Here is an 18855-nt window from a genome sequence, read left to right as displayed (position 1 = left end):
CACTGACACAAAAAAGGCTTGCATCATGCAAGCCTTTCTATTTTTAACGCTAGCCGTTAATCGTAGAAGTTACGACCTTCACCCGCACGAGTTAACAATCCATCGCACGGCGCGTAACGATCACCGTATTTCGATGCAAACTCGTTCATTTTCTCAACCAGTTCTTTCAAACCGAATTGATCCATGTAACGGAATGGACCACCTAAGAATGGTGGGAAGCCTATACCAAAGATCGCACCGATATCACCATCGCGTGGAGAACGGATAATACCGTCATCTAAACAGCGAACCGCCTCGTTTAGCATTGGCAGCACACAACGTAGTGCAATGTCATTGTCGCTTAGCTTGGATTCTGGCGTCAGGTTCAATAGCTTGTAAACTGACTTATCGACTTCTTTCTTCTTACCTTTGTAGGTATAGAAGCCTTTACCAGTCTTACGACCTTTGCGGCCATCGTTCAGTAGTGTGTCGAATACGTCTGGACCTTTGAATCGCTCGCCCAATTCGTTAACCAAGATCGGCATGATCTTAGCACCAATATCAACACCAACTTCATCCAATAAAGTAATTGGACCTACAGGGAAACCGAAGTCAAGTAGCGCTCCATCAAGTTGTTCGATTGGCTCATTTGCCAGCAAGATGTGCGCAGCTTCGTTCATGTAAGGCGCAAGAATGCGGTTTACATAGAAGCCCGCTTTATCTTTCACTACGATTGGTGTCTTGCCCTGCTTCTTCGCTAGTGCAACAACGGTAGAAATGGTCTCTTCTGACGTAGTTTCATGAGGAATCACTTCCACCAGTGGCATTTTCTCTACTGGGCTGAAGTAATGCAGACCGACGATGTTTTCTGGACGCTCTGCTTTTTCTGCAATTTTGTGAATTGGTAACGAAGACGTGTTAGTCGCAAAGATAGTCTCTGGTTTCGCGTTCGCTTCAATATCTGCAACCATCGCCTGTTTGAGGTCAAGATCTTCAAATACAGCTTCGATAACCACATCAATATGATTGAAGCTTGTAAAATCAATACCACCCGAAAGTTGCAGCATTTTAGATTGCAGACCCGCTTTCGAGATAATGCGGCGCTTACGCTGCTTTTCGAACAACTTGTAGTTGTAGTTCAACGCGTTAAGCACGCCATCATTGCTGACATCTTTAATACGTACTGGCACTTTCGCTTTCGCAACAGAAACATGGCTAATGCCAGCCCCCATTAGACCACCACCCAACACGCCAACTTTGTTGACTGCAGTTGGCTCAGCTTCTGCGCCGTTTTCTTTCTTCATTTCTGTCGTAGCAAAGAAAATAGAACGCAGTGCTTTAGATTCTGAACTCATTACTAGTTCGCCAAAGCGCTTCGCTTCAAGTTCTTGACCTTGGGCAAAGCCCTTTTCAAGACCATGCTGGATCACTTCTAGAATCGCGACCGTTGCAGGGTAGTTACCACGGGTCTTTTCATTGGTTTTCTTCGCGGCTTGCTCAAACACAAACTTACGACCTAAACCACTACCCGACATCAACTTCTCTTTTGTAGATTGCTTTTGTTTACCTTTCTTCTTGCCTTTTTCGACATGCATCTTCGCGACATCGAGTAAGACAGTCTCTGGCACACATGCGTCAACCACGCCCAACTTTTTCGCTTTCTTTGCACGCAGTTGTTTACCTGTAAGGATTAAATCCAACGAAGGTAATAGACCAATCAAACGCGGAAGACGTTGAGTACCACCGGAGCCTGGCAGCAAACCAAGTTGCACTTCTGGCAAACCAAGACGCGTTTTATCGGAATCAGTACATACACGGTAGTCACACGCTAGAGCAAGCTCTAAACCGCCACCTAGACATGGACCGTGAATCGCAGCGACAACCGGATAAGGCAGATCAGATAACTGTTGGAACAAGTCTTGGCCTTGCTTAGCCAATGCTTCCGCTTCACTCGCCGTTGTGCACGCTTCAAGCATACGAACGTCAGCGCCCGCAACAAAGTTATCTGGTTTTAGGGAGTGAATAATCATCCCTTTCACGCCGCTGGTGTCTTTCAGTTGAGTGAAAATTTCTTTCATCTCATCTGCAAACGCCGCTTGCAGCGTGTTCATTTTCTCGTTTGGCACATCGATGGCTAGCCAAGCAATGTTCTGCTCATCAATCTTTAGACTAAATGCTTTTTGCTCGCTCATTACTCAACCTCCAAAATCATTGCTGCGCCAAGGCCACCTGCGGCACACGCTGTATTCAACGCGAGACCACCACCACGACGTTTAAGCTCACGCAGTGTTTGCGTCATCATACGAGCGCCAGTTGCGGCAAATGGGTGACCGTAGGCAATGGAGCCACCAAGGACGTTGAACTTATCCATGTCGATTTCACCTATCGCTTTCGAACGACCTAGGTTTTCTTGGGCAAATTTATCAGAAGCAAACATCTTCACGTTCGCAAGAGCTTGTGCAGCAAACGCTTCGTGCATATCGATAAGTGTCAGGTCTGAAAGCTCGAGACCAGTGTTCTCCAACACTTTTGCCGTCGCGTATGTTGGCCCCATTAGCATGTCCATCTCCACACCAATGGCTGAGAATGCATAACCGCGGATGTAGCCAAGTATTTCCATACCAAGCTCTTTCGCTTTGCCTTCACGCATTAACATCACTGCCGCACCACCATCGGTTAATGGCGTACTGTTCGCGGCTGTTACGCTACCGTATTGACGGTCGAAAGCCGGACGCAGTTTCGCGTAGCCTTCTAATGTCGAATCATGACGAATGTTGTTATCTTCAGAGATCCACTTTTTGTAAGGCTCTGGGAAAGCAGTCATCACTTCGTCTTGAATTTTGCCATCTTTCCAAGCTTGCGAAGCTAGAGAGTGAGAACGGTGTGCCAAAGCATCTTGCTCTGCACGAGTAATGCCGTGCGATTTCGCCATTTGCTCGGCAGTCTGGCCCATAGAAAGACCCGTCGAATATTCAGCCACTGCCGGCGGCACTGGCATTAAATCTTTGAAGCTGAGTTTCTTAAGAATGTTGAGCTTTTGACCCAGAGTTTTGGTTTTGCTTAGCGCAAGCAAGTTAGCGGCAAGTTTCTTCGAAACACCAATTGGCAGAACAGATGAAGAATCCGCACCACCCGCGATACCAACATCAATGCTGCCCGCCATAATGCTCTCTGCCACGTTGACTGCAGCTTGGAAACTGGTCGCACACGCACGAGTTACGCTGTAGGCATCAGTATGAATGTGCATTCCTGTGCCAAGTACGATTTCACGCGCAATGTTTGGCGCTTCTGGCATTTGAACTACTTGTCCAAATACCACTTGTTCGATGAGTTTCGGGTCGATGTCTGTACGAGCAAGCATTTCGCTCACTACCATTTTGCCTAAATCGACCGCTGGCACCTGGCTGAACTCAGTGCTTTGACGAGCAAAGGGGGTTCGTAGCCCTGCGACAATAGCAACACGTTCACCGTGGCGTGTTTTCACTTCCTGCTTGCCCATTGTTTCTCCTTAAATACAAGAGGTCTGACCTGATGCATTGTAATCAGTTTGTTAAATTTATCAAACGTGCGTTTAAATAAACGTGAAGCGAGTAGATCTATTGCTCTAGTTCATTGATTATTCGGCGATTAAGAATGATTAACTATAGTGAGTAAAAATGAGGAGAAGTGTGCGGAAGGTAAAATTGAAGCAAAAAAAAACCACACAAAACTGTGTGGTCGGAATATTTATAAAACAATTAACCTACGCCAATTGTAAAATTAATCAGTTTCCTGATTAGGAGAAAGTAAAGTCAGCCTTCAAAAGGAAGTGTCATCTTGCTCAACATGTTAGTCGTCAATGACTAACTAGATGACAAGATGTACTATAGCCCCTTCACTGCACGAGATTTTGAAATAGATCAATTTTATGGCGATTTTACGAATTCCAACCGTATCAAAGTTCGAATAACTTCAAATCGCCTAACAATAAGTGTAGGAAAACACCCGAATAAAAAGATATAGAACAAATTATCATCACTTCAAATAAGTGTTTGATCTTAGAAGATGTATATTGTGCTGCTGCTAAACTACATGGTGTGTACTCAGAACAACCATAAATATAAGCGGTACCCATGACCTCACAGAGCAAGACGGAGGCTCCTGTGGCAATATTTAAAATGTTTGGAAAGAAAAATTCCAACAGTCCGGTCAACTCTGATATGGACAGACAAAGAAAATACGAAGCTCTTGTACGGGGCTATCACAGAGATTTGTATCGCTACGCTTACTGGTTATGCAAAGACAAGGCAATTGCAGAAGATTTGGTTCAAGAGACCTGTCTGCGCGCGTGGAAGTCACTGGATAGTCTTCAAGATGAAAAGGCCGCGAAATCTTGGCTTATTACTATATTAAGACGAGAAAACGCACGCCGCTTTGAACGTAAACAATTTGATTTGGTTGATATCGATGACTATGGCAATGATGCTAAAGTCAGCGATGACCCACATCATCAACAGGAATGGCTTCAAGCTCAAATCATGAAGCTTGATGTTGAATACCGTGAGCCTTTGTTTCTTCAAGTTGTAGGCGGTTTCAGTGGAGAAGAAATCGGCAGCATTCTTGATCTAAACAAAAACACAGTAATGACACGCCTATTCCGTGCACGTAATCAATTAAAAGAGATGTTGGATTCTCAAGATACTCAGAGAGGACAAAAAAATGGATGATTTAGAATTTCGTCGTCGTATTTTGTCGGATCCAAAACAGAAGGATGAAGAGATTCTGCAAGCTTTAGCTGAGAGCGACGCTAACAGTAAGTTTGCTGATGATGTTTTGGATCTCGACCTTAAGATTAAGCAAGCCATGAATGTGGATGTGCCTGAAGATCTTGCTGATAAAATTCTGTTTAACCAGACATCGAGTGCGCTAGATGACGAGAAAATCGTAAGACCGAATTTTGCTCGCAAAGCGATGGCGTTGGCAGCATCAGTTGCATTTACTGCGGGTCTACTCGTAGGTCAAATTAACTGGGGTAACGTTATTGTTTCTCCAGCGCAAGCAAGCCTCGCAGACACCGCAATGAAACACGTCGTGGCGGAAGAGCCGTTCGTTCGCAACATCGATGAAGATGTTTCAAACAAGCAAGTCAATGCGAAAATGATGCCTTTCCATTATCAGCTAAACGGTGATTTCCCATACCACGTCTACTACCTAAACCATTGTGGTTTTGGTGAGTCGAATAATGCGCTTCATATCGTCTTCCAAGGTAAAGAAGGCAAAGTCACCATGTTTGTGACTGATGTGAAGAGCGACCAGAAAGTCGACTTTGATAAAGATGGTATGAGTGGTGTTGTGAAACCGGTGGGCAAAGCCAGCATGATTCTTGTTGGTAGCAGCGGCGAAGATATCGATGCTATCGCAGCGAAATTAGCGCCAATGATGGAGCCAATGTAGTAACTTCATCGAAAGCACGCAACTGCACAGTAAAAAGCCGCTAAATTTCGAAATTTAGCGGTTTTTTGTTTATGTATAAGGCAAAAACCATTCACACCAGCTATTTACTTTAGAGTCAAAACTCTAAATTATGCACTTTAGGTGCAATTTCCCGACATTTAGACATCATTTCTGCAATTTTTATTCAAATTTATCCAATGGTCGGATTTGTATGGTCCACTCTTAATACTACTATCTGCGCCACTGAGCAAAAGCTCAACTTATCGTCCAAAGAGACGAAACTAATAAGGAATAAATAATGACTCAGAATACGCGTCTGTTTAAAAAGACTCTCCTAGCAGTGACGGTTGCAATGGCATCAGGTCAAGCAATGGCAGCTGGTTTCCAGCTAAACGCACAATCAGCGACTGGTATCGGTCGTGCATTCGCAGGTGATGCAGTAATTGCAGATAACGCATCTGTAATGGCTCGTAACCCAGCAGCAATGGCTCTATTTGACAAAATGGAACTGTCGCTAGGTTTTGAAAGCATTACTTCAATGATTGAAGTTAAAGATGCAACGTACCGAATTAACAACAACGAAATCCCTGTTGCTAACACTGATGATGTTGGTGACACTTCTATTGCGCCAAATATTCACCTTATCGTACCCGTTAATGACAAATTTGCCTGGGGTGTAAACGCATACTCAAACTTCGGTACTAAAACTGAATTTTCAGATAACTATGTAGCAACTGAATATGGCGGTCTTACTGACGTTAAAAGTGTAAACTTTGGTCTAGCTGGCTCTTACCGTCTCAATGAACAATTGAGCTTTGGTGCTGGCCTAGACTTAATCTACGGTCAAGGTACGATGAAACGTACTGCTAGCGCAAACCTTCCTTTAGTTGGTGGTGCTAAACTTCTTGATGTAGATAAAGCTGACGGTTGGGCTGTAGGCTTTAACGTTGGTACTGTGTATGAATTAGACGAAAATAACCGTTTTGGTTTATCTTACCGCTACAGTCCTGAGTTTGAAGCGAAAGATGACAAAGGTCAGAAAATCACATTGCCTCTACCAGATATGGCTGAGTTCTCTGGCTACCATAAAATTACCGACACTAAGTTCGCAGTTCACTACTCTATCCAATACATCGGCTGGAGTGACTTCGATAAAATCGACTTCGACAACTTGAACCAAGGTTTGCTTGGTCCTACTTACTCGAAAGATTACCAATGGCAAGATGGTTGGCACTACGCTATCGGCGGTACTTACTACATGAACTCAGACTGGACTCTACGTGCTGGTTACATGTACGACACTAGTGCTCAAGACAACCTAACATCGATTTCAGTTCCTGACTCAGATCGCCAATGGTTCTCAGCAGGTTTCACATACCATATCGATAACAAATCGAATGTTGACTTTGGTTTCACCTACCTAATGGGTGATGACGTAAAAGTAAACGAAGAAACGCCAATTGCGCCACCTCTACTAACGACAGGTGTGAGTGCGACAACGCATGCAGACGCGATTCTATTCGGCTTACAGTACAGCCGCAGCTTCTAAGCATTACGCGACAAGCTAATATAAGTACTCCCTATATAAAAGGCTGGAATTCCAGCCTTTTTTCTTATCTATTGTTTCCCATTCACCGCGATTGGGCGCACATGTGTAATCAAAAGCCGTAATTATAACTCACAGGTGTTCGCTGAAATTTTTTCACACAGCCGTTACAGTCAGATAGATCATCTCCATATCCCTCTATAAATAGATTATAGGACTGAAAACACTGTTTTATTGGCTTTTCATTTTTAAAGTAATAACTCTAGTCGTAAAATTTCGCTCCACGTTATAAATAACTCAGCGAACATTACAATGAAAACCAACAAGACTCTCCTCTCAGCAGCAGTGGCATTTGGCCTACTAAGCACTTCAAGCGTTGCAAACGCAGCAGGTTTCCAACTTGCAGAATACTCTGCGACAGGTCTAGGTCGTGCATACGCTGGTGAAGCAGCAATGGCTGACAACGCTGGTGCACAATGGCGTAACCCAGCAATGCTAACTTACCTAGAAGGCACACAAGTGTCTGTTGGCGCTATCTATGTAAACCCAAACATTGATGTTGATGGCACATCGACATTCCTTAATGGTCCGAATAAAGCAAGTTCACACGACTTTGCTCATGATGCTGTTATCCCTAACTTCTACCTGTCCCACCAATACAATGACAAGTTTGCTATTGGTCTAGCGTTTGGTACTAACTACGGTATGGAAACGGATCTAGGTAAAGATTTCGCGGCCGCTAACTTTGGTAATGAAGCAAGCGTAACGTCAATGGAAGCGAACCTGAACGCGGCTTACAAACTGAATGAAGCGCTAAGCATTGGTGGTGGTATTCGTTACATCATCGCAGACGGCAGCATTGGTGCGGTCATGCCTCCTCAAATGGGGCTAGTAAAGCCTACCCTACCGGGTCAGACTCTTAAATACATGGAAGGTGACGATACCGCTTGGGGTTGGCAAGTTGGTGCAGCTTGGCAAATCAATGACAACAACCGTCTTGGTTTTGCATACAAGTCAGCGGTAGACCTTACTCTTGAAGGTCACGCGAATGGTCTCGCTTTCAACCCAATGAACCCTAACGCTAAAAAAGCAGGCTCAATGGACTTAACATTGCCAGCAACAGCGGAACTGGCAAGCTTCCACCAACTAAATGATCAACTAGCAGTACACGCTAGCATTAACTGGACTGATTGGAGCAGCTTTAAAGAGCTAGTGGCAGATTTCCCAGACAAATCAGATCTAATCAAATCTGAAAACTGGGAAGATAACTACCGCTTTGCTGTAGGTACTACTTACAAGCTTGACCAAAAATGGACACTACGCTCAGGCGTTGCATACGACATGTCAGCGGTTGATGACAAATACCGCACGACCACTATTCCAGAAACTGATCGTCTATGGCTAAGTGTTGGTGCAGGCTATGAATGGTCTAAGAACCTAACGCTAGACGCGGGCTTCACTTACATTTTCGCAAAAGACGCGCCTATCAGCGAACCTCGCGATGCTTCTGATAACGAAGCAGCTGGTTTCGGTGGCGCATTCGAAGGTGAAGTGACTGGTAACGTATGGCTAATCGGTGTTCAAGCGAACTACACGTTCTAATCTGAACGCGAATTATCGATAAAAGAAAGTTAACGATAAAAAGAAAGGCTTGGTGAAAACCAAGCCTTTTTATTTTGCTATTTACTGAAGCGATTAGAAGTCTTCTTCTAAGTACTCATCCAAGTATGCTTCTTCGTCTTCATCCACTTCATCAACATTGTTGATTTCCGCTTTAAAGTCTTGGCGCTGTAGGTAAACATCACGCGTTAACACGTAAGGATCTGGCGATGCATCGAGCTGTGCTTCTTGTGGCACTAATAGCGCACGTTTCTCCATACCCTCTAGTGCCCACTTACCAAGACCAGCCCAGAAGTTGAGGTAAGATAGCGGAACATACATACCATCAACGGTATCTGTCACTTCACGTAGTGTATATGGACCATAACCAGGGATCATAAAGTAAGGCCCATTACCAACGCCATAGTGACCCACTACACTGCTAAACTCTTTGTTATCGTATTTCGTGATACCTGCAGCCGTCGCAATATCAAATAAGCCGAAAATACCGAACGTGGAGTTAATCCAAAAACGGTTAAAGTGATCAACGGCTTTAGTACCATTACCCATAACAAGGTTGTTTACCACACTTGCTGGTTCATCTAAGTTCGCTAAGAAGTTAGCAATACCAGAACGAATCGGTACTGGTGTGTAATCAACATACGCAAGAGAGATTGGACGAACCAAATACGGATCTAGGTAGTCGTAGTTGATGTCCCACATAGCGCGGTTGAAGCCTTCTAATGGGTCATAAACATCAGAAGTTGCTTGATTCGTTTCGTTTTCTTCAGTTACTGCCTCCTCTGGAGCACTTGAACAGCCAACCAGTCCAACTGCAAACAGCAACAAGAAGATGGATTTACCCTTGTTATACATTCTTCGTTCCATAACGACTATTGATATACCTAAGTAACCTGTGTTGTCGCTCTTTAGCGCCGAAACAAAAGTCACTTGGGTATATAAATAAAGGCCAGCGATTGCTGGCCTTTGTATATTCTACTCGATAGTTGCAAGTCATACCACAAAACCGATGTGGCGCTCACTGAGTGTCAACTATCAGAGACAATGATGTCTATTGATACTGTTTATCAATCATTACTTCAACTGGCTGACCGAAATCTACCACAGCGCTCTCACCGTGCCAATCTTGGTCACGAGTCGCCACGTTGCCATCAGAGTCTACGCGGACACGGACTATCAGCTTATCCAATGAAGAAAGCTTCTGGCCATCCATCATCGCATTCCCATCATCCAGTACGACTGTGCGAGGGAATGTACCTAATGGGTAACGAGCCGCCGCAACTGGCATTGGAGAACCATCTGCACGATGAACTGAAACGATCAATACTGCGTTTGGATCCAACTGAGCTTCTGGAGCAACATTAATGGTCACAGCTACACTCTTATCTGGAGAAACCGCTTCGCCCATTTGTTTGCGCGCGCTCTCGATACTACGGCCAAGCATTTCATAGCGGCTGTCTTCAGGACCGATCATTTGCTGCATGATGCCCCAGTATTTAATGGCCGCAGGGAAGTCTTGACGCTCGAATGCATCAAACGCTAGAAGCGAGAATACACGTAGATCAACGTAATCCTGCTGCATCAGTTTTCCAAGTAGAGAACGAGCCGTCGCTTGATCCATCTCGTCTTGAGAAAGCATCAATGCTTGCGCATAGCCTAGTTGTACATCAGGGTCTTTTGGCTCTAGCTTGTACGCTTTTTCCATCGCATCAATAGAAGTCGTCACGTCACGGTTAGCCAAAGCAATACGACCTAGTAGCAACCAACCAGTTGAATCTTCAGGCTGGTAATGCAGACGAGTACGCAGTGCTAAAGACAGATCGGCCATTTCGTCTTCACTTAACGGCTCAGACGCAGCAGACATTAGCTTCTTAGAAAGCTCAGGAAGGTTAGCGTTAACTTCTTGCCACTTGATCACATCTTGAGATGCACCAAACTTGTAGTACAAGCCGTAACTCAAGACTACTGTCAGAATGACCGATGGGATTAATACAGCAATAGGAGAAACCTTGGTTTCTTTTTGAGCTTTATCACCCGGGATATCGTCAAGTAGAGACTGCTTTAGATCCGAAATCAGATCGTCTTCGCTTTCCACCAGACCTTCGTCTGTTTCTTCAGCAAGCTCAGATAGGCGGTCTTTATAGAACGCTTTGTTGAGCTCATCACGTAACACTTCATCGTTGTTGGCTTTTTGCTTAAGCAATGGCAATGCAATCAGTGCACACGCTACTAGCGTAAGAACAACGGTTGAAACCCAAAATAGTGTCATTACTTCTTATCTCCGCTGTTCTCTTCATCAAGTAATGATTTGAGACGCGCTTCTTTCTCTTCGTCCCATTGCTCATTGCTTGCCTGAACTGCTTTTGCTTTAGATTTTCGGCTACGTAGCACGATCAAACCAAAACCGCCTAATACCACTGCAAGCGGACCTAGCCAAAGAATTGCAGTCGCAAGAGTAAACGGAGGATTGTAAGTTACGAAGTTACCGTAACGAGCAATCATGTAGTCGACGATCTCATCTTTCGACTTACCTTCTTTGGTCATTTCGTACACCTTGTGGCGTAGGTCTTGAGCCAATTCCGCATTCGAATCTGAGATAGTGTTGTTCTGACATTTTGGACAACGCAGAGTATGACCGAGCTCTTTGAACTGCTGCTCTTGCTCTAGGTTATCAAACTCATACACTTCAATCGCTGCGTGGGCAGCAAGAGAGAATGTCATTGCAGCCAATGCTGCTAAGATAAACTTTCTCATTGCTTCGCCTCCTCAACCAACTTGGTGTAAAGCGGCTCTAGTTTTTCCGCCCAGTTGCGAGGGTTTACATCACCAACATGGCGGTAACGAATCACACCGTTAGCATCGATGATAAATGTCTCTGGAGCACCGTATACGCCAAGGTCGAGACCTAGCATGCCGCTGCCATCAAACAGGCTGATTAGGTATGGGTTGCCTAAGTCATTTAGCCAACCCACCGCTTTGTTGCGATCATCTTTGTAGTTCATACCGATGATCTTCACACCTTTACCAGCAAGCTCGTTTAGGTATTTATGCTCTGCGTAACACGTTGGACACCAAGTCGCCCACACGTTAAGCAGTAAAGGCTCGCCTTTAAAGATCGATTGATCGTATTGCTTACCAGGCTCAGCCAAATCTTCTAAGTGAAACTCAGGCACTGGCTTACCTACCAGTACCGATTCCAATTTTGTTGGATCATCACCCTCTTGGTTACGAACCAACTGAGTTGCGAAGATACCCGCCAATACCATGAAAGCCACCAACGGGATAAATAAGACCTTCTTATTCATTTATTATGCCTCCTTCTCCGCTAGCTTTGACTTTTCGTCTTTCTTAGCCGTTTTGCGGAAGCGGTAGCGTCTATCAGAGATAGCCAGTGCACCACCCAAAGACATGATCAATGAACCAGCCCAGATCCAACGAACGAATGGTTTGTAGTAAATACGTACTGCCCAAGAACGGTTGTCGTCTAGACGCTCACCCATTGCGATATAGAGGTCACGAGTGATGCCGCGGTCGATGGCCGCTTCTGTCATCATTGACTTAGCCGTGCGGTAGAAACGTTTTTCAGCGTGCAGCGTGTTCACGTATTTACCATCATTGGTGATTTCGAAGTCCGCGATGTAACCATCGTAGTTTGGACCGTCTTTGTCACGTAGGCCTGAGAAGTAGAAGTCGTAACCGTAAATCTTGAAGTGCTCACCTGGTGCTAAGCGTACATCACGTTCGATGCTGTAGTTTTGCACCATCGCAATACCAATCACGGTAACCGCAAGACCGATGTGACCTAGCATCATTGCCCAGTGGCTACGTTGAAGTTTACGAACACCTTCGCCGAAACTGTGACGGTGCGTAGCACGCTCGTACAACTCAAAGCCATGCATTGCAATGATCCAGATTGCCATCACCCAACCGATGTAGGCCATCACTGAGAAGAAGTCAGCGAATAGGAACACGCATACTGCAGCCAATGCGAAAGCAAGCACACCAGAAACAATCATTGGCTTAACAAGCTTAGATAGATTGTCGCGCTTCCAGCGAATCATAGGACCAATACCTAATAGGAAGGCAAACGGCATCATTAGCCATGCGAACAGCATGTCGAAGAATGGTGCACCGATAGATACGGAACCAAGACCAATTTGTTTGTGAACCAATGGCAACAAGGTACCAACCAATACGACGACTAGCGCAGCAATCAGAAGCACGTTGTTAGCAAGCAGCGCGTTCTCACGCGACACCAAATCGAAATTACCACGTACGCGAACCGCTGCCCCTTTCACTGCGAATAGTAGGAGTGAGCCGCCGATAACGAAGACTAGGAAACCAAGGATAAACATACCGCGTGATGGATCTGACGCGAACGCGTGAACCGATACCAAGATACCGGAACGAACCAAGAAGGTGCCTAGCAAACTTAATGAGAATGCCGAGATCGCCAGTAGCACTGTCCACGCTTTGAACGTACCGCGTTTTTCGGTCACCGCTAGGGAGTGCATCAATGCTGTACCCGCTAGCCAAGGCATGAATGATGCGTTTTCTACTGGATCCCAGAACCACCAGCCACCCCAGCCAAGTTCGTAGTAAGCCCACCAAGAACCTAGTGCGATACCTAGTGTCAGGAATACCCAAGCTGCCGTTGTCCAAGGACGAGACCAACGAGCCCAAGCCGTATCAAGACGACCTGTCATCAAAGACGCAATTGCAAACGAGAACGCTACCGAGAAACCTACGTAGCCCATGTAAAGCATCGGTGGGTGAACGATCAAACCCGGGTCTTGAAGAAGTGGGTTCAAGTCACGGCCATCGACCGGGAAGAATGGCAACGTACGTAGGAATGGGTTAGACGTCAGGATGATAAACAGCAAGAAGCCCACCGAGATCATACCCATTACTGCAAGTACACGAGCAACCGATTCTTGTGGCATGCCACGGCTGAAAGTAGCAACTGCCACTGTCCACGCAGCTTGGATAAGTACCCACAGCAACAATGAACCTTCGTGCGCGCCCCAAACAGCAGTCAGACGGTAGTACCAAGGCAGTTGGCTGTTTGAGTTACTTGCTACATATTGCAGAGTAAAGTCGTTGGTATAAAAACCCCAACATAGAATAACGAAAGAGAAAAACAGCATGATGAACATCGACCACGAAAGCGGTCGTGCTGTATTCATCAGCATGGTGTTGTTATTTGATGCGCCCCATAGCGGCAATACGCTGAGCAATAATGCCATTGCTAGCGAGAGTATGAGGGCAAAGTGACCGATTTCAGCAATCATTGGCCGCTTCCTTGTTTCTGTTCAGTTGTGTACTGCAGAGGCTCATGAGTCTTCTTCATTGCTTCTGCAATCTCAGGTGGCATGTATTCTTCGTCGTGTTTTGCCAACACTTCAAAAGCTTTTACGGTTGTCGCGTCTTCAAGAACACCTTGCGCAACGATACCTTGACCTTCACGGAACAAGTCAGGAAGGATACCTTCATAAACGATGGTTACTTTAGGGCCCACATCGTGCAGATCAAAGCTTACTTTTAATGATTCAGGGTCACGGCGAACCGAACCTTCAACCACCATGCCACCGATACGCAGGCGTTGGCCTACTTCAGGTTTAGTACCGTCTGGCTTACCGTTTACCAATTCCGTCGGCGTGTAGAATAGATCCATGTTTTGGTTCAGTGCATATAGCATTAAACCGATGGTTGCACTAATACCGATAAAGATTGCTAAAACAATGCCTAGCCTCTTTTTACGTCTCGGGTTCATAACGTGTTCTCCATATTCTTCGCCGCGTCGATACGCGCTTGACGATCAATTTTCGCTTTCACCTCTTTCAACAATGCATCCCCACGACGGATGCTCGAAATCAGAAGAATAAGCATAGATAAGAAGGTGATACCAAACGCGCTCCATACGTATCCTGCGTAGCCACCCATGGCAAATAGTTCGCTCAGAGAATCAAAATGCATAATCAATTACCTCACTGAGTTTTTTCAGTTGCGAGTTTGCGCACCCAAGGGCGGTGACTCTCTTTGCTGATAATTTCGTTACGGAAACGCACCATCGTGACTGCGCCAAAGAAGAACGCAAAACCAAAGATGTTTAGCAGTAGAGGCCAAAGCATATCGGATGAGATGGATGGTTTTTCAAATTTAGTGATAGTCGCGCCTTGGTGAAGCGTGTTCCACCATTCTACTGAAAAGTGGATTATCGGAAGGTTAACGACACCGACGATAGCCAAAATACCTGCCGCTTTCGCCGCTGTTTTTTGGTCGTCAAACGCGTGGTACAACGCAATAACACCAAGGTACAAGAATAGAAGAATTAATTCTGAAGTCAGACGTGCATCCCATACCCACCAAGTGCCCCACATAGGTTTGCCCCAAACGGCACCCGTTAATAGAGCAATAAAGGTGAATACTGCACCGATTGGCGCCATCGCCAATGCTGCCATATCTGACAGACGTACTTGCCAAACCAAGCCGATAAATGCGGCAATGGCCATCGACATGTAAACGCCCATCGACCAAATAGCCGAAGGTACATGGATGTAGATAATTCGGAAACTGTCGCCTTGTTGATAGTCAGAAGGCGCAAATGCAAGGCCCCAGACAGTACCAACCGTTAGGCATACGAGAGCCAATACAGAAAACCAAGGTAGGAACTTACCACTCAGGTGATAAGCTGTTTCAGGCTTGGCATAAGGATGTAGCCATTTCCACATGTTAAGTTCTCACTCTTACTTCAGGGACACTGTCCATTGGGCCGAGACCGTAGCAGTGCTTTAATAATAATTCTTTGATCAAACGTCGCTTAAGTCGCATTTATTGAGTTAGTTAACACTAACTCGCAATGCTGCGCTTATGGCGAATGGCGTGAGGGTCATCGCCCCCATCAGCATTGCGCCTAAAATTGCCAGTTGTCCGTTATACGACATACCTAATGCCGCAGCATCAATCGCGGACGTAGCGAAAATCAGAATCGGGATGTAGAGCGGAAGAATGAGCAAACTCAAAAGAACGCCGCCTTTTTGCAACCCAACCGTCAGTGCCACGCCAATGGCACCGATAAAACTCAGCGTCGGGGTACCGATAGCAAGTGTCAGCACTACAGACAACCAAGTATTGAAATCAAGAGAAAGCAGAATCGCCAACAATGGACTGATCAAAATCAGAGGCAATCCCGTCAGCAGCCAGTGAGCTATGACCTTAGAAATCACAACAAGTTGCAATGGAATTGGCATTAGCATCATTTGTTCAAGTGCGCCATCTTGATAATCATCACGGAATAAACGCTCTAATGATAATAAGGCAGACAGCAGCGCAGCAACCCAAACAATGCCAGCTGCAATACGTGCTAACAAATTAGGTTCGGGACCGATGCTGAGAGGAAAAAGTGTGATCACGATGATGAAGAACCACAACGGGTTCAAGATGTCCGCTTGACGGCGAAATGCGATCAGAAGCTCACGGCGGATAATGGTTGTCATGGCCGAAATCATATCAATCACCCAGTTTTATTTTTCTAAGTTTCGGGCTGTCTGCAAACATATCTTGGTGTGTAGTAAGTACAACAATGCCGCCATTATCTGCATGACTGGCAAACAACGACTCCAGCACTTTGACACCTTGTTTGTCGATGGCAGTAAGAGGTTCGTCCAGAATCCACAAGATTTGATTGCTTAACCACAACCGTGCCAACGCCACGCGACGTTGCTGGCCTGCAGAAAGTTGTGCTACAGGCACATCTTCTCGGCCTGCAAGTCCCACTTGGGCAAGTGCGGCAAAGATTTCTTCTTCAGAGGAGCGATTATTGTGGATAGATTGGTAAAAGCGCAGGTTTTCTAATGCGGTCAGTTCGCGTTTAACGCCAGTTTGATGCCCTAAGAACAGCAAGTCTTGATGGAATACGTCGCGAGATTTCTCAACCTCTTCACCCTTCCATTTGATGATGCCTTCTTCTCTGTCTCCTAACCCTGTCACGATACGCAATAATGTGGTTTTACCTGTACCGTTACGTCCCTCAATCTGGACCAACTCACCAGGCTTGATTTCGAATTGCAGGTTTTCAAACAGGACCCGGTCATCACGGATCGCAGTTAGGTTAGAGACTTCTAACATAGGGCTTCAACTAAAAAATGAACGAGTCGTTATATTAGCACAGCTTAGATATGACAAAACAGGATAAGAAAGCGTTGATGTATGTAAGTTCGTGAGTTTTTGTTAACTTATAGTCACATTTTAATAAAAATAACCATAAGTGATTATAAGTTTTTATTTTAAAAATAAAAAAAGAAGCCGGAGCTTCTTTTTTCAATCTTTATCGACGTCTTCCGCGAGAGGAATATGTCGGGTCATCGGAGGGTTGACTGCTTAGCGGTGGGATTTTCTCCTTCCCTGCCAATTTTTTCTGCAGAGACAACATCAATTCCGCCTCTGCTTTTGGCAATTCACACTCTTCAATCAACTCATTGATGTCAGCACCAAGTTGAACCATTTTTGAAGCGCGGCTGTACAAACGCCCGTCTGTATCAGCGTGTTCAAGTTCACGAATGCGCTCATTAAGATGTTGAATAACATCTTGTTGTTCAGTGACTTTCTGACCTAGGCCAACCACCACTGAACGTACTTCCAACAGTTGTTTATTCAGCTTTTGCACTTCTTTTTCCGCATGACGCGCTTGAGCACGTTGCTGGTCCATCTGCTTTTGCAAACCCGCACGCACGCGCAGCTGAAGCAAAAGCAGCACCAAGAAGACAAACGCTAGACCGCCTACAATAAACGGCAATGATAGGAAGGTTTCTTCAGCCATGATTCATCAGCCAATTACAGGTGAGCCATCTCATCCCATTCATCATCGGTTAGCAGCTTGTTCAAATCAACAAGGATAAGCAGCTTACCGTCACGGTTGCTTACACCTTGGATGAACTTCGCGCTTTCGTCAGTACCTACAGAAGGTGTTGTATCGATCTCAGAAGAGCGTAGGTAAACCACTTCAGCAACGCTGTCTACTAGGATACCAATTACTTGACGCTCAGACTCAATCACGATGATACGCGTGTTGTCTGTTACTTCGCCTTCCATTAGGCCAAAACGTGAACGTGTATCGATAACCGTTACAACGTTGCCACGTAGGTTGATAATACCTAGCACGTAATCTGGCGCACCTGGAACTGGAGCGATTTCTGTGTAGCGAAGAACTTCACGAACTTGCATTACGTTAATGCCGTACGTTTCTTCTTCTAGTTGGAACGTCACCCACTGAAGAACTTCGTCGTTCGATGTATCTTTCTTCACTTCTACTTCAAAAGCTTGAGACATAGTTAATCCTCGTTAATGTCGTTCCCGACCAAAAATCTAATTCAGTGATTTTACATCTAAACCCGCGTTTAGCATGTCTATAAGTGCTTGGACATGAATTAAAGCACACATTTTTTCTTTCACCATGCCCGCTAGCCAAGGGCGTTTGCCCGCTTGTTCACGCCACCGGACTTTGTCGATATTGAGCGTCTCAGTCCCCATCAATTGGTTACTGGCCAGCCCCCACATGCTTTCACCAAGCATGACGACGTATTGGTAGTTATCTTTGTAGTTGTCGTCGCGAAGCTTATCCGCCATCACCCACTTTGCAGTGTCGACAACATCAAACTGTTGCTCACGACTGGTTTGCAAACCCAAGTACCATGCAGGGCGACCAATCAAGTGGTTCAGCTCTGTGATGCGGTGGATACCCCCTAACTCATCAAGCGGCACCGCAAAAGTCACACCATTTACATCGAAGTAAAGCACTTGAAAGTCAGCGCTACGCTGCGTGCTTTCCCAAGTATTGGGTAACTTTGCACCCGCTTCGGTTTCCAGTTCTGTTGCTGTCTCAGTGTGCTGTTCAATCTCAACTTCAACATCAACTGTGGGTTCAACCATTTCAATTTCTGGTTGCTCCCAAACTGGCTCAGGTTGTTCAACCTCAACAGTCGGTGTCGGCTCTTCATCGATCACCCACTCTTGAATTTCTTCAACGGTTTCCACCGCTGTTTCGACTTCAATTTCTGGCTCCATTGCTTTTGCTTCAGTCGCAATATCAATGGTGTTTTGTTCCAGAATGTCATCGATATCCAACTCTGCCACCACATTGGTTGACTCAAGTTGGCTAAGCAATCGCTGAACGTCTTCCAGATTAGGCGCTTCTAATTCTGGCGAGTACGAATCACTGTATTGATACGACTCCGGTTCTGCGTATTGCAGCTGTAATTTTGGCTCTGGCTCTGGCTCTG

At 45.5% G+C, this 18855-nt stretch carries 19 protein-coding genes; 4 read left to right on the top strand and 15 right to left on the bottom strand.

Annotated features, from left to right (window positions below; translation table 11 throughout):
• Positions 1-56: 56 nt before the first annotated feature.
• Positions 57-2171 carry a fatty acid oxidation complex subunit alpha FadJ gene (gene fadJ, locus KIO97_RS10675; protein ID WP_285382432.1) on the bottom strand — a complete coding sequence of 705 codons (2115 nt, stop codon included), beginning with the start codon at positions 2169-2171 and terminating at the stop codon, positions 57-59.
• Positions 2171-3478 (bottom strand): acetyl-CoA C-acyltransferase FadI, encoded by a 1308-nt coding sequence (gene fadI, locus KIO97_RS10670; protein WP_005433092.1) that lies wholly within the window; start codon positions 3476-3478, stop codon positions 2171-2173. The genes fadJ and fadI overlap by 1 nt, the downstream gene beginning before the upstream one ends.
• Positions 3479-4136: 658 nt before the next feature.
• On the opposite strand from fadI, the gene KIO97_RS10665 reads away from it, so the two are divergent.
• From KIO97_RS10665 to KIO97_RS10650, 4 genes are all read left to right on the top strand, one after another.
• The gene (locus tag KIO97_RS10665; RefSeq protein WP_005447995.1) at positions 4137-4685 is read left to right on the top strand and encodes a sigma-70 family RNA polymerase sigma factor; all 549 of its coding nucleotides are present in this window, start codon (positions 4137-4139) and stop codon (positions 4683-4685) included.
• On the top strand, positions 4678-5412 hold the full coding sequence (locus KIO97_RS10660; RefSeq protein WP_038893055.1) for a DUF3379 domain-containing protein: 735 nt from the start codon (positions 4678-4680) through the stop codon (positions 5410-5412). The genes KIO97_RS10665 and KIO97_RS10660 overlap by 8 nt, the downstream gene beginning before the upstream one ends.
• A gap of 298 nt (positions 5413-5710) precedes the next feature.
• Positions 5711-6961, top strand: a complete 1251-nt coding sequence (locus KIO97_RS10655; protein ID WP_285382429.1) for an outer membrane protein transport protein — start codon at positions 5711-5713, stop codon at positions 6959-6961.
• Positions 6962-7270: 309 nt separating this feature from the next.
• Positions 7271-8560, top strand: coding sequence for an outer membrane protein transport protein (locus tag KIO97_RS10650; RefSeq protein WP_045369488.1), 1290 nt, complete (start codon positions 7271-7273; stop codon positions 8558-8560).
• A 93-nt stretch (positions 8561-8653) separates the two neighbouring features.
• Here the strand turns inward: KIO97_RS10650 and KIO97_RS10645 are convergent, their stop codons facing one another.
• The 13 genes from KIO97_RS10645 to KIO97_RS10585 all read right to left on the bottom strand — a co-directional run.
• Entirely contained in the window at positions 8654-9433 is a 780-nt protein-coding gene (locus KIO97_RS10645; protein WP_005433150.1) for a VacJ family lipoprotein, read from the bottom strand.
• 196 nt (positions 9434-9629) lie between these two features.
• A complete protein-coding gene (gene ccmI, locus KIO97_RS10640) occupies positions 9630-10847 on the bottom strand; it encodes a c-type cytochrome biogenesis protein CcmI (protein ID WP_005433122.1) in 1218 nt (405 codons plus the stop codon).
• Positions 10847-11332 carry a cytochrome c-type biogenesis protein gene (locus KIO97_RS10635; RefSeq protein ID WP_285382426.1) on the bottom strand — a complete coding sequence of 162 codons (486 nt, stop codon included), beginning with the start codon at positions 11330-11332 and terminating at the stop codon, positions 10847-10849. The genes ccmI and KIO97_RS10635 overlap by 1 nt, the downstream gene beginning before the upstream one ends.
• On the bottom strand, positions 11329-11883 hold the full coding sequence (locus KIO97_RS10630) for a DsbE family thiol:disulfide interchange protein (RefSeq protein ID WP_005433114.1): 555 nt from the start codon (positions 11881-11883) through the stop codon (positions 11329-11331). The genes KIO97_RS10635 and KIO97_RS10630 overlap by 4 nt, the downstream gene beginning before the upstream one ends.
• Before the next feature lie 3 nt (positions 11884-11886).
• Entirely contained in the window at positions 11887-13869 is a 1983-nt protein-coding gene (locus KIO97_RS10625; RefSeq protein ID WP_005433147.1) for a heme lyase CcmF/NrfE family subunit, read from the bottom strand.
• Complete coding sequence (gene ccmE / locus KIO97_RS10620) at positions 13866-14351, bottom strand: cytochrome c maturation protein CcmE (protein ID WP_005433109.1); 486 nt, start codon at positions 14349-14351, stop codon at positions 13866-13868. The genes KIO97_RS10625 and ccmE overlap by 4 nt, the downstream gene beginning before the upstream one ends.
• The gene (gene ccmD / locus KIO97_RS10615; protein ID WP_005433154.1) at positions 14348-14554 is read right to left on the bottom strand and encodes a heme exporter protein CcmD; all 207 of its coding nucleotides are present in this window, start codon (positions 14552-14554) and stop codon (positions 14348-14350) included. Before ccmD ends, ccmE begins: the two co-directional genes overlap by 4 nt.
• Positions 14555-14565: 11 nt before the next feature.
• Entirely contained in the window at positions 14566-15309 is a 744-nt protein-coding gene (locus KIO97_RS10610) for a heme ABC transporter permease (protein ID WP_005433101.1), read from the bottom strand.
• Positions 15310-15417: 108 nt separating this feature from the next.
• Complete coding sequence (ccmB, locus tag KIO97_RS10605; RefSeq protein WP_005433124.1) at positions 15418-16086, bottom strand: heme exporter protein CcmB; 669 nt, start codon at positions 16084-16086, stop codon at positions 15418-15420.
• A gap of 1 nt (position 16087) precedes the next feature.
• Positions 16088-16705: a cytochrome c biogenesis heme-transporting ATPase CcmA gene (ccmA, locus tag KIO97_RS10600; protein ID WP_005433131.1), complete on the bottom strand. Its 618-nt coding sequence runs from the start codon at positions 16703-16705 to the stop codon at positions 16088-16090.
• Between the two features lie 199 nt (positions 16706-16904).
• Positions 16905-17396 (bottom strand): DUF2802 domain-containing protein, encoded by a 492-nt coding sequence (locus tag KIO97_RS10595; protein WP_005433118.1) that lies wholly within the window; start codon positions 17394-17396, stop codon positions 16905-16907.
• A 14-nt stretch (positions 17397-17410) separates the two neighbouring features.
• Positions 17411-17905 (bottom strand): chemotaxis protein CheW, encoded by a 495-nt coding sequence (locus KIO97_RS10590; RefSeq protein WP_005438733.1) that lies wholly within the window; start codon positions 17903-17905, stop codon positions 17411-17413.
• A gap of 36 nt (positions 17906-17941) precedes the next feature.
• A partial coding sequence (locus tag KIO97_RS10585; protein WP_285382424.1) for a chemotaxis protein CheW occupies positions 17942-18855 on the bottom strand: 914 nt, incomplete at its 5' end.

Source organism: Vibrio sp. B181a (assembly GCF_030248375.1).
Classification (GTDB): domain Bacteria; phylum Pseudomonadota; class Gammaproteobacteria; order Enterobacterales; family Vibrionaceae; genus Vibrio; species Vibrio campbellii.
This window is presented reverse-complemented; position numbering and strand designations above follow the sequence as displayed.

Excerpts from the sequence above, each read along its gene's own strand:
- fadJ (WP_285382432.1), bottom strand. The coding sequence starts at position 2,171 with ATGAGCGAGCAAAAAGCATTTAGTCTAAAGATTGATGAGCAGAACATT.
- KIO97_RS10645 (WP_005433150.1), bottom strand. The coding sequence starts at position 9,433 with ATGTATAACAAGGGTAAATCCATCTTCTTGTTGCTGTTTGCAGTTGGA.
- ccmB (WP_005433124.1), bottom strand. The coding sequence starts at position 16,086 with ATGATTTCGGCCATGACAACCATTATCCGCCGTGAGCTTCTGATCGCA.
- ccmA (WP_005433131.1), bottom strand. The coding sequence starts at position 16,705 with ATGTTAGAAGTCTCTAACCTAACTGCGATCCGTGATGACCGGGTCCTG.
- ccmE (WP_005433109.1), bottom strand. The coding sequence starts at position 14,351 with ATGAACCCGAGACGTAAAAAGAGGCTAGGCATTGTTTTAGCAATCTTT.
- KIO97_RS10595 (WP_005433118.1), bottom strand. The coding sequence starts at position 17,396 with ATGGCTGAAGAAACCTTCCTATCATTGCCGTTTATTGTAGGCGGTCTA.
- ccmI (WP_005433122.1), bottom strand. The coding sequence starts at position 10,847 with ATGACACTATTTTGGGTTTCAACCGTTGTTCTTACGCTAGTAGCGTGT.
- fadI (WP_005433092.1), bottom strand. The coding sequence starts at position 3,478 with ATGGGCAAGCAGGAAGTGAAAACACGCCACGGTGAACGTGTTGCTATT.
- KIO97_RS10625 (WP_005433147.1), bottom strand. The coding sequence starts at position 13,869 with ATGATTGCTGAAATCGGTCACTTTGCCCTCATACTCTCGCTAGCAATG.
- KIO97_RS10590 (WP_005438733.1), bottom strand. The coding sequence starts at position 17,905 with ATGTCTCAAGCTTTTGAAGTAGAAGTGAAGAAAGATACATCGAACGAC.
- ccmD (WP_005433154.1), bottom strand. The coding sequence starts at position 14,554 with ATGCATTTTGATTCTCTGAGCGAACTATTTGCCATGGGTGGCTACGCA.
- KIO97_RS10650 (WP_045369488.1), top strand. The coding sequence starts at position 7,271 with ATGAAAACCAACAAGACTCTCCTCTCAGCAGCAGTGGCATTTGGCCTA.
- KIO97_RS10665 (WP_005447995.1), top strand. The coding sequence starts at position 4,137 with ATGTTTGGAAAGAAAAATTCCAACAGTCCGGTCAACTCTGATATGGAC.
- KIO97_RS10630 (WP_005433114.1), bottom strand. The coding sequence starts at position 11,883 with ATGAATAAGAAGGTCTTATTTATCCCGTTGGTGGCTTTCATGGTATTG.
- KIO97_RS10635 (WP_285382426.1), bottom strand. The coding sequence starts at position 11,332 with ATGAGAAAGTTTATCTTAGCAGCATTGGCTGCAATGACATTCTCTCTT.
- KIO97_RS10660 (WP_038893055.1), top strand. The coding sequence starts at position 4,678 with ATGGATGATTTAGAATTTCGTCGTCGTATTTTGTCGGATCCAAAACAG.
- KIO97_RS10610 (WP_005433101.1), bottom strand. The coding sequence starts at position 15,309 with ATGTGGAAATGGCTACATCCTTATGCCAAGCCTGAAACAGCTTATCAC.
- KIO97_RS10655 (WP_285382429.1), top strand. The coding sequence starts at position 5,711 with ATGACTCAGAATACGCGTCTGTTTAAAAAGACTCTCCTAGCAGTGACG.